The sequence below is a fragment of the Enterobacter sp. RHBSTW-01064 genome, from assembly GCF_014103035.1.
Lineage (GTDB): Bacteria > Pseudomonadota > Gammaproteobacteria > Enterobacterales > Enterobacteriaceae > Enterobacter > Enterobacter mori.
Map to the genome: position 1 here is coordinate 1,008,785 of NZ_JABXOU010000001.1, position 13,515 is coordinate 1,022,299.

The following is a 13,515-nucleotide window of genomic DNA, read 5'->3' on the forward strand; positions in this document are numbered from 1 at the left end:
CTCATTTGATAAACCTGACGGATAGCTGGTCAATACGCGCCAGGTTTTTTATCATGGTTCTTTACCGATTCTCCAGGTTCACTTGTGCACGAAATATTCGATATGCTGCTGGCGGTATTTGATCGCGCAGCGCTACTGCTGATTTGTCTGTTTTTCCTCATTCGCATTCGCCTGTTCCGCGAGCTTCTGCACAAGTCAGCGCATTCGCCAAAAGAGCTGCTGGCCGTAACCGCCATCTTTTCGATGTTTGCCCTTTTCAGCACCTGGTCCGGAGTACCTGTCGAAGGGTCGCTGGTCAACGTGCGCATTATCGCCGTGATGTCAGGCGGGATACTGTTTGGCCCCTGGGTTGGGGTGATCACTGGATTGATTGCCGGCACACACCGCTATTTGATTGATATCGGCGGCGTGACGGCTATTCCGTGCTTTATTACCAGCATTATCGCCGGGATACTGTCCGGCTGGATTAACCGCAAATTCCCCAAAAAGCAGCACTGGCGCGCCGGGATCATCGCGGGCATGGTGTGTGAAACCTTGACCATGATTTTGGTTGTGGTGTGGGCACCCACGACCGCTCTTGGGCTGGATATTGTTTCGAAAATCGGTATTCCGATGATCCTCGGCAGCGTCTGCATAGGCTTTATTGTCCTGCTGGTGCAGAGTGTGGAAGGAGAAAAAGAGGCCAGCGCCGCACGTCAGGCCAAGCTGGCACTCGATATTGCCAACAAAACGCTGCCGCTGTTCCGCCACGTTAACGTTGAGTCTTTACGCCAGGTCTGCGATATCATCCGTCGTGATATTCACGCCGATGCCGTCGCCATCACCAATATCGACCACGTGCTGGCCTACGTGGGCGTCGGGGAGCACAACTATCGTGACAACGACGACACCATCAGCCCAACCACCCGACAGGCGATCAACTACGGTAAAATCATCATCAAAAACAATGATGAAGCCCACAGGACGCCCGAAATACACTCCATGCTGGTGATCCCATTGTGGGAGAAAGGTGTCGTCACGGGCACGCTGAAGATTTACTATTGCCATGCGCACCAGATCACCTCTTCATTACAGGAAATGGCGATTGGTCTGTCGCAAATCATCTCAACTCAGCTGGAAGTCTCGCGCGCGGAGCAGTTGCGCGAAATGGCAAATAAGGCAGAGCTACGCGCGCTGCAAAGTAAAATTAATCCTCATTTCCTGTTTAACGCGCTGAACGCCATCTCATCTTCCATTCGCCTTAATCCGGACACCGCCCGCCAGCTGATTTTCAACCTGTCACGCTATCTGCGCTACAACATTGAATTGAAAGATGACGAGCAGATCGACATCAAAAAAGAGCTTTATCAGATCAAAGATTACATCGCGATCGAGCAGGCCCGCTTTGGCGATAAGCTCACCGTCATTTACGATATTGATGAAGAGGTCAACTGCGTGATCCCAAGCCTGCTGATCCAGCCGCTGGTGGAAAACGCCATTGTCCACGGAATTCAGCCGTGCAAAGGCAAAGGCGTAGTGACCATTAGCGTGACCGAGAGCGGGAATCGCGTGCGCATTGCGGTGCGCGATACCGGCCACGGTATCGACCCAAAGGTTATTGAACGCGTGGAATCCAACGAAATGCCGGGCAATAAGATTGGCCTTTTGAATGTCCACCACCGGGTCAAACTGCTGTACGGCGACGGGCTGCACATTCATCGCCTGGAGCCGGGCACAGAAATCGCGTTTTACGTGCCGAATGAACGCACCCCCGTTCATGCACCGATATCCCTGATGCCATAGGCCGGAGTTACAGATGAAAGTCATCATTGTGGAAGATGAGGTTCTGGCTCAACAGGAGCTGAGCTGGCTCATCAAAACGCACAGCCAGATGGAGATTGTAGGCACCTTCGAAGATGGCCTGGACGTGCTGAAGTTCCTCCAGCACAACCGGGTCGATGCCATTTTTCTCGATATTAATATTCCGTCGCTGGATGGCGTGCTGCTGGCGCAAAATATTAATCAGTTTGCCCACAAGCCCTTTATTGTCTTTGTTACCGCGTGGAAAGAGCACGCCGTGGAGGCCTTCGAGCTGGAAGCGTTTGACTACATCCTCAAGCCTTATCAGGAGTCGCGTATTATCAGCATGCTGCAAAAGCTGGAAGCGGCATGGAAACAGCAAGCCGCGCCTGCGACCGCAAGCCCTGCTATCCGGGAGAATGACACCATTAATCTGGTGAAGGATGAAAGGATCATCGTCACGCCTATCGACGATATTTATTACGCCGAAGCACATGAAAAGATGACGTTTGTCTATACGCGACGTGAATCGTACGTGATGGCGATGAACATCACCGAGTTTTGCAGCAAGCTACCTGCGGCGCACTTCTTCCGCTGCCACCGATCGTTTTGCGTCAATTTGAACAAGATCCGCGAGATCGAACCCTGGTTTAACAACACGTATATTTTGCGACTGAAGGATCTCGACTTCCAGGTGCCCGTGAGCCGCAGCAAGGTAAAAGAGTTTCGCCAGCTGATGCACCTGTGAACGTTCCCCTCCCCCGATGGAGAGGGGAATGACCATCAGAGAATTTGTCCCAGAACCTGACGCAAATGCGCACCCGATCCCAGCAGCCCTGGATTATCGTGCACAATCAGGTAAACAGGGATGTCCTGCACGTAGCTTCTGAAGCGCCCTTTATCTTCAAACCCGCCGCGGAAACCGGAGGCTTTAAAGAACTCGAGGAAGCGCGGCATGATACCGCCCGCAATATAGACGCCGCCAAAGGTGCCCAGCGTCAGCGCCAGGTTGCCGCCGAAGCGCCCCATAATCACGCAGAACAGGGACAAGGCACGACGGCAATCGATGCAGCTGTCCGCCAGGGCGCGCTCGGTCACGTCTTTAGGCTGCAGATTTTCAGGCAGACGACCATCAGATTTCACAATCGCACGGTACAAATTGACCAGCCCGGGACCCGACAGCACGCGTTCGGCAGAAACGTGGCCGATCTCAGCACGTAATTCTTCGAGGATAATGCCCTCTTCTTCACTGTTCGGCGCGAAATCCACGTGACCGCCTTCGCCCGGCAGACTGACCCAGCGCTTATCGACGTGGACAAGGTGAGAGACGCCCAGCCCGGTTCCCGCACCGTAAACCGCAATCGGCTTGCCTTCGACCGGCGCCGTGCCGCCAAACTGGATCAGGTGTTCCGGCTTCAGCATCGGGATCGCCATCGATACCGCCGTGAAGTCATTGATGATTTCAAGATGCGCAAAACCGAGGTTTTTTTTCATTTCGGCAATGGAGAAGGCCCAGGTGTGGTTGGTCATCGCCACCCAGTCACCGGTAATCGGGCACGCAATAGCGATACAGCCGTCTTCGACGCTGACCTTATGCTCTTCAAGATATACGCGAACCACGGCTTCCAGACTTGGATAATCCAGCCCTGAATAGGTTTTCGCCTGGGAAATGTCACCGCTATTTACATCGCAGAGTGCAAGGCGCGCGTTCGTGCCGCCCACATCACCTACCAAAGCATACTTTGTCATTCTTCTACTGCTCCGCTAAAGTCAGAATAAATCTTTGGAACACTGTAAATTCAAGGCGTGATAACAACAACGACCAGAAAGTGAATGCCCCAGGATTATCGATCTTCGTCACAGAATAACTTTACCGTTTCAGCACCTTTTGCACTATTGCCATAAAGCTGATTGTGCAAAGTAACGTTATACCGTTTTGTACAAGGAAATCATCATGCTCCACCCGCGAGCCAGAACCATGCTGTTATTAGCAATACCGGCGCTCGTTATTGGCGTTGCTTCAAGCCTGGTGCTCATCGTCGTGATGAAAGTCGCGTCGGTACTGCAAACGATGTTATGGACCGCCCTGCCTGCCAATATGGGCTTCAGCCCTGATTCTCCTGTATGGATTATCGTCATGCTGACGCTCACCGGTATTGCGGTGGGTTTGGTGATTCGTTTCAGTCCGGACCATGCCGGGCCCGATCCCGCGCAGGAACCGTTGATCGGCGCGCCCGTCAGCCCGGCAGCGCTGCCGGGACTGATCGTTGCGCTGATCGTGGGTCTGGCGGGCGGCGTCAGCCTGGGGCCTGAACATCCGATCATGGCGGTCAATATCGCGCTGGCGGTTTTCCTGGGTTCGCGCATTTTACCGCGCGTCAACGCGCTGGACTGGACGATCCTGGCCTCTGCAGGCACCATCGGCGCGCTGTTCGGCACTCCCGTCGCCGCCGCGCTGATCTTCTCCCAGACGCTGAGCGGTAATAATGACGTCCCGCTCTGGGACAAACTTTTTGCGCCGCTGATGGCCGCCGCTGCCGGTGCGTTGACCACCAGCCTGTTTTTCCATCCCCACTTCTCTCTCCCTCTCCCCCACTATGGCCAGATGCAGGTCGCGGACATTTTCAGCGGCGCAATTGTGGTCGCCATCGCCATTGCGCTGGGCATGGTCGCAGTATGGTGTCTTCCGCGCCTGCATCGGCTGATGCATAAGCTCAAACATCCGGTGCTGATTCTGGGCGTCGGGGGGCTGCTTCTCGGCATTCTGGGCGCTATCGGCGGAAAAGTGACGCTGTTTAAAGGCCTGGACGAAATGCAGCAGCTAGCATTCAGTCAGGTGTTTAGCGTGTCGGATTATCTGCTGTTTGCGGTGATAAAGCTGGCGGCGCTGGTCGTGGCCGCCGCGTGCGGTTTTCGAGGCGGACGCATCTTCCCGGCGGTGTTTGTCGGGGTAGCGTTAGGTCTGATGTTGCACGAGCATGTGGACGCCGTACCGGCTGCGATAACCGTTTCTTGCTCGATTCTCGGGCTGGTACTGGTAGTGACGCGGGATGCATGGCTGAGCCTGTTTATGGCCGCCGTCGTGGTGCCTGACTCTACCCTCTTCCCTCTGCTTTGTATCGTGATGTTGCCCGCCTGGCTCCTGCTGGCGGGCAAACCGATGATGATGGCCTGGCGAAACGATAAGTGATCAGGCGTTATTTCGCGCCTCCAGCGCTTTGGTTATCGCGCCCAACAGCGGAGGAATATCCGCTTTGGGCAGCATGACCTCAATGAGCGAAAGCCGCTCATGGTGCGCCACTTTTTCCAGCACGTCCGCCAGCTGATCGACTTCACTGACCCGCCAGCATTCGGCCTGAGGATCCAGGCTCAGTGCCTGCGGGATCTGCGTCCAGTTCCACAGCGCGATATCGTTGTACCGCTGTTCAGGTCCGTGTATGGCCCTCTCAACCGTGTACCCTTCGTTGTTGAGCACCAGGATAATCGGGTGCTGCTTATCGCGCAGCATTGAGCCCATTTCCTGAATCGTCAGCTGTGCGGCACCATCCCCGGTCAGGACAATCACGCGCCGGTCCGGGCATGCCGTCTGCGCGCCAAAGGCCGCTGCCAGCGTATAGCCTATCGACCCCCAGAGTGGCTGAACGATAAAATTCACGTCCGCAGGTAAGCGAAGATCGATCGCGCCAAACGCCGAGGTGCCCTGATCGGCAAGAATAATGTCGCCGGGGCGAATGAAGGTTTGCAGCGTGCTCCAAAAGTTCTCCTGCGTGAGCGAAGCGCCCTCTGCAGGCCAGGAGAAACCACTGTGCGTCGAGGGTGCAGGGCTTTCATGCACATGTTGTTTGCATAACTCTGCCAGCGTCTCAATCGCCTGCAGCATGGGAATGCCCGTAAACCAGACGTCGCCCACGCGGGAAGCATGAGGCTGCACTTCGATGGTCTGAGCGGGAGTGAGCTGGTGAGTGAACCCGGCGGTCAGGGTATCGGTAAACCGCGTTCCAATGCACAGCACCGTGTCAGCTCTTTCAATCGCCTCTTTGACCGGCTCCGCGCTCGCTGAACCACTGTAAGTGCCGTAAAAACCCGCCTGACGCTCATCAAAAATCCCTTTCCCCATCAACATGGTGGCGTGTGCCATCGGCACCTCTTTCACCCATTTCTGCAGCGCAGGTTTTAGCCCATGGCGGAGCACCAGAAAATCGGCCAGCAGCGCGGTCCGTTTGCTCATGGCCAGGCGACTCCGGGCGGCATCACGAAACGCTTTGAGACAGGCATTGTCCGCGTGAACAGGCTTAACGGTGAGAGCGCTTACAGGTGGTGTCGCGGCTTTTTTTGCCACATCCGCAGGCAACATCAAATAGCCAGGACGGCGTTCGCGCAGCATGGTGGTCAGCACGCGGTCAATTTCGTAGCAGGCATTTTGTTCGGTCAGGATCGCCTGCGCGACGGTGATGGGTTCGCTCATATGGTAAAAATGACGGAACTCACCGTCACCTAAGGTATGGTGCAATAACTCGCCTTTTTGCTGCGCTGCCATTCCCGGCGCCCCCACAATATGCAACACGGGAACGTGTTCGGCAAAGCTACCCGCCACCCCGTTCATGGCGCTTAGCTCTCCGACGCCGAATGTGGTTAACAGCGCGGCAAAGCCCTTACATCGGGCATAGCCGTCGGCGGCATATGACGCGTTAAGCTCGTTGGCACAACCTACCCAACAGATATCCGGGCTGTCTATTACATGGTCGAGAAACTGCAGGTTATAGTCGCCCGGCACGCCAAACAGATGATCGGTTCCACAATCAGTCAGACGGTCCAGCAGGTAATCAGCGACGCAGTATGGGGTACGCATAAACAGGTATCCTTCTAATGTTGTTCTCACCTTGAGTATTAAATAAGCGTGATGACTGTCCAGAAAAGGCAGTAAGAAGGAGTTGGAAAGAATGCTTTACAAAAAATGCTGCGCTATTCTCTCTTTCTTCGCGTTAGTGTAACCGTATACACACGTTTTTATTATCAGCGTCAGAGGTCACGATCATGCGTTATCAGCCGGATAAAAATCGTTATCAGACAATGCAGTATCGCCGCTGCGGACAAAGCGGGCTGAAATTGCCCGCCATCTCGCTTGGGCTTTGGCATAACTTTGGCGATGCCACGCTCATCGAAAACAGCCGTCAACTTTTACAGCACGCGTTCGATTTGGGGATTACGCATTTCGACCTTGCCAACAACTATGGTCCTCCTCCCGGTTCAGCCGAACGTAATTTCGGGCGCATTTTGCTGGAAGATTTTCTCCCCTGGCGCGATGAGTTAATTATCTCGACGAAAGCAGGATATACCATGTGGGACGGTCCCTACGGCGACTGGGGCTCGCGTAAATACCTGATATCGAGTCTGGATCAGAGCCTGAAACGCATGGGGCTGGAGTATGTCGACATCTTCTATCATCACCGCCCGGACCCGGAAACACCGCTTCAGGAAACAATGAAAGCGCTCGACCATCTGGTGCGACAGGGCAAGGCACTGTACGTCGGGTTATCCAACTACCCTGCGGAACTGGCGCGCCAGGCAATTGAAATCCTTCACGACCTCGGTACGCCTTGTCTTATCCACCAGCCTAAATATTCGATGTTTGAGCGTGCCCCTGAAGCGGGCTTGCTGGATGTACTGCAGCAGACAGGAGTGGGGTGTATTCCCTTCTCTCCTCTCGCGGGCGGTCAATTAACCAACCGTTATCTGAACGGCATTCCAGCGGACTCCCGTGCGGCCAGCGGCAGTAAGTTCCTGAACCCGGCTCAGCTCACCGAAGAAAAGCTGGAAAAAGTGCGCAAGTTAAACGCCCTTGCCGAAAGCCGCGGTCAGAAGCTGTCGCAGATGGCTCTGGCCTGGATTTTACGCCACGATACTGTGACTTCTGTACTGATTGGGGCCAGTAAAACCGCGCAAATCGATGACGCGGTGGGCATGCTGGACAATCGCCATTTCTCGGAAGATGAACTGACGCGGATCGAAGATATTCTGGCCTGAACAAATTAAAGCCGGTTTTAGCAAAAAGTGCTCTTATCCAGGAATTCGGAGTTGAGGCGATGAAACGAGGCTTTACCAACTCGTAATATTGCGTTAACAGGCCCACAAGGCCCCGATCGTGAAGGAGAAGAGTATGTTCAGGTCACTGATTTTAGCAGCGGTATTAATGGCTTCTGCCCCGCTGGTCGCCAATGCTGGCGAGATCACCCTGTTGCCATCAGTAAAATTACAAATTGGCGATCGTGATGACTACGGCAGATACTGGGACGGTGGCTACTGGCGCGACCGTGATTACTGGAACCGTCATTATGAATGGCGTGGTGACCGCTGGCGCAGGCATGATAATGGCCTGCATCGCGGCTGGTATAAAAACAACGCCTATGAACGCGGCTACCGTGAAGGCTGGAACGATCGCGATGACCGTCGTGGCGGCTGGGGCGGACGCGGTGGTAAAGGTCATGGTCACGGTGGTCACGGCCATCGTCACTAACGTAAAAAGGAGCCTTTTGGCTCCTTTTTTTATTTTAAAGACCCAGCGCGGTTCCGACTAACAACCACAGATTCAGCGCCACCACCACGACCACAATCGCCCACCCGGTCCTTTTCACCAGCGTCGAGTTCACGAGATCGCCCATCAGTGTTTTATCGCTGGTAAAAATCAGCAACGGCACCAGCGCAAGGGCAATACCAAAACTCAGCAGGACCTGGCTCATTACCAAAATGCGGGTAGGATCCAGCCCCATCAGAATCACAATAAACGACGGCAGCATGGTGACGGCGCGACGCACCCACAGCGGAATATGAAAACGCACGAATCCCTGCATCACCACTTGCCCCGCCAGCGTACCTACCACCGTGGAAGAGAGGCCAGCAGCCACCAGGCTCAGGCCAAATATCGTTGCTGCGGCATGGCTCAGTAACGGTTCCAGCGTCAGATAAGCCTGATCGAGATCGGCAATCCCCGTGTGACCATTAAAGTGGAAAGCGGCAGCGGCGGTCGCCATCATCGCCAGATTCACGAAACCGGCAATCGTCATGGCAAACGCGACATCCCATTTTGTCGCGGAATAGCGTTCCTTACGGGTGCCACCGTGCAGATGTTGTGTCAGGGAGGAGTGCAGGTAAATCACATGCGGCATAATGGTCGCCCCGAGGACGCCAGCTGCCAGGAATACCGCTTCAGAGGTGGGCAGACTTGGGATCACCATCCCTTTACTCAGCTGCACCAGATTCGGCTGGGAGAAGATCAGCTCCACAATATAGGCTGCAGCAACAAACAGCAGCAGACCGCCGATGACTTTTTCCAGCGGCTTCTGTCCTCGGCGCTGCAGCATCAGAATAAGGAAAGTCGCAATCCCGGTCAGCACAGCCCCCTGCAACAGCGACACGCCGAGGATCAGTTTAAATCCAATCGCAGCCCCAATGAATTCGGCAAGGTCGGTTGCCATGGCGATGATTTCAGCCTGGACCCAGTACAGCCAAACCGCCGGACGCGGGTAGTGGTCGCGGATCTGCTCGGCCAGGTTTTTGCTCGTGGCAATGCCGAGCTTCGCTGAGAGCATCTGGATCAGCATGGCCATCAGGTTTGCCCAGACGACCACCCACAGCAATGTGTAGCCAAAGCTGGCCCCGGCCTGAATGTTGGTCGCAAAATTGCCCGGATCGATATAGCCAATGGCAGCAATGAACGCAGGTCCCATTAATGCGAACCGCAACTTGCGCGCTGCTCTGCCACTGCTACCCTCTACGCGACTGTTTGTCATTTCTGCCTCTGAAATATAGCCTTTGCTATGTTTAATGCTATCAAAATGAGAATGATTATCAAGATCATTTGTAAGGTTTGTAATGATTTCTCTGATAGCTTTTGACGATAGATGGGCAGGTGAGATGCGGGTGCTCTAAATGAAGCAGAGTTAGCGCACACTTTTGTGAAGCCTAGCACACAAACTTAACTTTTCACTCATTTACCTAACATAACAAAAATGTATTGTTGATCACTATTTTTGAGACTCGTCACAGGATGTAACTATAGTGTGTTCTTGATCTCGTTTTCTTTTCGCTTGTTACATAGAATGTGCACGAAAATTAAACCTGCCTCATATTTGGAGCAAATATGGACCGCGTCCTTCATTTTGTCCTGGCACTCGTTGTCGTTACTGCACTCGCATTGCTGGTCAGCACAGACCGCAAAAATATTCGTATTCGCTATGTTGTCCAACTGCTGGTCATTGAAGTATTACTTGCGTGGTTCTTCCTGAACTCCAACGTGGGCCTCGGCTTCGTGAAAGGCTTCTCCGAGATGTTCGAAAAACTGCTCGGGTTTGCTAACGAAGGGACTAACTTCGTCTTTGGCAGCATGAACGATCAAGGTCTGGCCTTCTTCTTCCTGAAGGTGCTGTGCCCTATCGTCTTCATCTCTGCACTGATTGGTATTCTGCAACACATCCGCGTTCTGCCAGTGGTTATCCGCGCGATTGGCTTCCTGCTGTCCAAGGTGAACGGCATGGGCAAACTGGAATCCTTTAACGCCGTGAGCTCACTGATCCTCGGTCAGTCTGAGAACTTCATCGCGTACAAAGATATTCTGGGCAAAATGTCGCGTAACCGCATGTACACCATGGCGGCAACCGCAATGTCTACCGTATCCATGTCTATCGTGGGCGCATACATGACCATGCTGGAGCCAAAATACGTGGTGGCGGCGCTGGTCCTGAACATGTTCAGCACCTTTATTGTGCTGTCGCTGATCAACCCTTACCGTGTTGATGCAAGCGAAGAGAACATCCAGATGTCAAACCTGCATGAAGGGCAGAGCTTCTTCGAAATGCTGGGTGAATACATTCTGGCAGGCTTCAAGGTCGCCATTATTGTTGCCGCTATGCTGATTGGTTTTATCGCGCTGATCGCCGCCCTGAACGCCCTGTTCGCAGCGGTGCTCGGTATCTCCTTCCAGGGCATCCTGGGCTACATCTTCTATCCAATCGCATGGGTGATGGGTGTTCCGGCTCATGAAGCACTGCAGGTTGGCAGCATCATGGCAACCAAACTGGTTTCTAACGAGTTCGTGGCAATGATGGATCTGCAGAAAATTGCCAGCACGCTCTCTCCACGTGCGGAAGGCATTCTGTCCGTGTTCCTGGTTTCCTTCGCAAACTTCTCTTCCATCGGTATTATCGCCGGTGCGATTAAAGGCCTGAACGAAGAGCAGGGTAACGTGGTTTCTCGCTTCGGCCTGAAGCTGGTGTACGGTTCTACGCTGGTGAGCGTACTGTCTGCCTCTATCGCAGCGCTGGTACTCTAACTCGCAGAGTGAAAAAAAACCGGGAGCATGAAAGCTCCCGGTTTTTTTATGCCCGTAATTCGGCAAGCGGTCTGGGTTTACCTAACAGGTAGCCCTGCAGATAATCGACACCAAGGTGCAGCAACATATCCCGCTGCGCCGGGGTTTCCACATATTCCGCAACCACGCAGAGCGATTTTGTTTTCGCCAGATTACATATCGACTGCACAATCATCGCATCCATGTTGTCGCTGCAAATATCCTTTACGAAACAACCATCAATCTTGATGATGTCGGCCTGCAGGCGCTTCAGACGCTCAAAGTTGGCATAGCCTGTTCCAAAGTCGTCAATAGCAATACGGAAGCCATGCTCCCTCAGCTGCTGGATATTGTTAATGCTACTGCCCGAATTGGAGAAAGCCTGTTCTTCGGTAATCTCGATGACCACAGCCTGGGGCGGGACGGTATAGCGAGCGAAGAGCGCGATAATCTCCGTGGCGACCTCTTTTTGCATCAAGGTCATCGGCATCAAATTGACGGAGAAACGGGTGCCAGCATGTGTGGCGGGATTATCCCGCAGCCAGACCAGTAACTTCTCAACCACATTCAGATCAAAGCGATGGCTCAGGTTAAACTGGGCAATCAGCGGAATAAAGCGATCGGGGGTGATCATCTCTCCCTCGCTCTCCAGGCGCGAGAGGATTTCGTAATATCCTTTCCCCTCGGCATTCTGAATCGACTGGGCATACAGCTGGAGCCCGTCAGCATCAAGCGCACGTTTAATACGCCCTAACATCAGCACCCTGTCGGTGGTTTGCCCGGAGACGTCCTCAATGCTGTTCGTCAGAGCAAGCACATTATGCGCAGCACATGACTGCTCCGCCAACCAGCTAAGCTGCCCAAGCGTATGGTGCAGGTTCTCACCATCTTCAACCTCACCCCAGGACGCCCCAAACTCTACATCCAGCCCAGTGTTGTTCCAGTAAATCTTGCGGCTATTCAGTTGGTCGACCATATGTTGCAGGCGCTCTGACGTTCCCGGCCCCAGCAATACCAACACCAGCTCACTGCCGGGCAACTGGAAAAGCTGCTCATCTTTTTGCAGTAAGGGCTGGAGCGACGCGGTAATCATCCGCTTGCAGTGAACCCGCATCAGAATGCCGTAGTGGCGGCTAAGAAACTCCAGATTATCCATTCGCAGACAACACACCTTGGCGTCAGGGTGGATCAGGAGAAAGTCATCCAGCGCGCGAATGTTAGGCAAACCGGTCAACGGATCGGTTAACGCCCTGTCCTGCCAGCCCTTCTTCATCCATTCGCTTCGCCGGTAAATCCGCGACATATAAAGCAAACAGATGGCGAAAGAGATGAGTACAGACAGGATAAAGGAGAGCGAATGACCCGACTCCACCCCGTTCAAAAAGTTATCGTTGTAGGTCAGTAGCAGGAGTGCGGATGCCGCCCAGAGCAATGACATAAGCGCATAACTTAAACAGCTGATGCCCAACGTAAAAAGAATAAAAATAATGGGCACAAGATATCCTGCAATTATAGGTGACTCTAGCGGTGCACATAAAATTGCCATGAGGGCGATCAGAAGCGTTAGCCAGACAAATATAAACAATGATTTCTTGTGAAAAAACACCGGCTTCACGCTCCGCAGCCAGAAGGTTCTGGCGTAGCGAGGATTAATAATCATTCTTAATGGATAATAGAACATCATGGTGAAAATCAACGCCGCGCAGATCAGGCTTTGAATATCCACAACGCTGTAAATAAGGGTGCCTTCACCGAAGTAAGTGGAGATTGTTACCGGGAAATCGAATAAATAGCCTGCCAGATACATTGATATTTTGATACCTATCGGCACCATAAAACCCAGCCAGAAAATACGGATCCCGATGTATTTATTCGGCACGCTGTGGCGCCAGCGCCTGCCCAGCACAAGACGGATAATGCCACACACAGCGAAAACTGAAAAAGTCTGACAAAACAGGAGAACTGCATATTGTAGCGGCGCTAAATCAACAACGAATATATTAGTAATAGTAAAACCTAACAGAACGGGAATAATTGCTCGGCGGCCAAACAACAAAATAACGGCCAGCATAACGCTTAATGGTAGCCATGCTAAATAGACGTCATGCCCGTTAACAATAGCGCGCGGGGAGATATAACGGGAAAATGGCACCGCAATCAGGCATAGCGCGAGGGCAATCATAAATATTTTTACGTTATTGTAAGTTTTTCTATTCATTCAGTCAGGGAATCTATTTTACCAACGTATCATTGACCGGATGGATAATAGGTTTATTAATTGCTCGAATCAAGTTCAAGTCTATTTATAGACTCGTTTATTGATTTGAATTGAGGTGAGGTATAGAAAAAGCGTTTTATCGCAACAAAAGCAGTATAAACATTTTACAAAGGCA

The 13,515-nt window shown here is 53.0% G+C and carries 10 protein-coding genes; 6 read left to right on the plus strand and 4 right to left on the minus strand.

Going from position 1 to position 13,515, the window contains the following annotated elements; all coding sequences use genetic code 11:
- Nucleotides 1–84: 84 nt before the first annotated feature.
- Both HV355_RS04650 and HV355_RS04655 read left to right on the plus strand, forming a co-directional pair.
- A complete protein-coding gene (locus HV355_RS04650; protein ID WP_126816123.1) occupies nt 85–1,782 on the plus strand; it encodes a sensor histidine kinase in 1,698 nt (565 codons plus the stop codon).
- A 13-nt stretch (nt 1,783–1,795) separates the two neighbouring features.
- Nucleotides 1,796–2,527: a LytTR family DNA-binding domain-containing protein gene (locus tag HV355_RS04655; RefSeq protein ID WP_010433183.1), complete on the plus strand. Its 732-nt coding sequence runs from the start codon at nt 1,796–1,798 to the stop codon at nt 2,525–2,527.
- A gap of 35 nt (nt 2,528–2,562) precedes the next feature.
- On the opposite strand, the gene glk is transcribed toward HV355_RS04655, so the two are convergent.
- Nucleotides 2,563–3,528 (minus strand): glucokinase, encoded by a 966-nt coding sequence (glk, locus tag HV355_RS04660; protein WP_089597886.1) that lies wholly within the window; start codon nt 3,526–3,528, stop codon nt 2,563–2,565.
- A gap of 205 nt (nt 3,529–3,733) precedes the next feature.
- Between glk and HV355_RS04665 the strand changes: the two genes are divergently transcribed.
- Nucleotides 3,734–4,969, plus strand: coding sequence for an ion channel protein (locus HV355_RS04665; protein ID WP_108416669.1), 1,236 nt, complete (start codon nt 3,734–3,736; stop codon nt 4,967–4,969).
- Here the strand turns inward: HV355_RS04665 and ipdC are convergent, their stop codons facing one another.
- Nucleotides 4,970–6,628, minus strand: coding sequence for an indolepyruvate decarboxylase (gene ipdC / locus HV355_RS04670; RefSeq protein WP_120157762.1), 1,659 nt, complete (start codon nt 6,626–6,628; stop codon nt 4,970–4,972). It abuts the gene before it with no gap.
- A 185-nt stretch (nt 6,629–6,813) separates the two neighbouring features.
- On the opposite strand from ipdC, the gene mgrA reads away from it, so the two are divergent.
- Nucleotides 6,814–7,803, plus strand: coding sequence for an L-glyceraldehyde 3-phosphate reductase (mgrA, locus tag HV355_RS04675; RefSeq protein WP_182401053.1), 990 nt, complete (start codon nt 6,814–6,816; stop codon nt 7,801–7,803).
- A 133-nt stretch (nt 7,804–7,936) separates the two neighbouring features.
- Nucleotides 7,937–8,293 carry a DUF2502 domain-containing protein gene (locus HV355_RS04680; protein WP_100165803.1) on the plus strand — a complete coding sequence of 119 codons (357 nt, stop codon included), beginning with the start codon at nt 7,937–7,939 and terminating at the stop codon, nt 8,291–8,293.
- 34 nt (nt 8,294–8,327) lie between these two features.
- On the opposite strand, the gene HV355_RS04685 is transcribed toward HV355_RS04680, so the two are convergent.
- Complete coding sequence (locus HV355_RS04685) at nt 8,328–9,566, minus strand: Nramp family divalent metal transporter (protein ID WP_108416672.1); 1,239 nt, start codon at nt 9,564–9,566, stop codon at nt 8,328–8,330.
- A gap of 350 nt (nt 9,567–9,916) precedes the next feature.
- On the opposite strand from HV355_RS04685, the gene nupC reads away from it, so the two are divergent.
- Nucleotides 9,917–11,104, plus strand: coding sequence for a nucleoside permease NupC (gene nupC, locus HV355_RS04690; protein ID WP_010433166.1), 1,188 nt, complete (start codon nt 9,917–9,919; stop codon nt 11,102–11,104).
- Between the two features lie 46 nt (nt 11,105–11,150).
- On the opposite strand, the gene HV355_RS04695 is transcribed toward nupC, so the two are convergent.
- Nucleotides 11,151–13,340 (minus strand): EAL domain-containing protein, encoded by a 2,190-nt coding sequence (locus HV355_RS04695; protein WP_182401055.1) that lies wholly within the window; start codon nt 13,338–13,340, stop codon nt 11,151–11,153.
- Between the last annotated feature and the right edge of the window lie 175 nt (nt 13,341–13,515).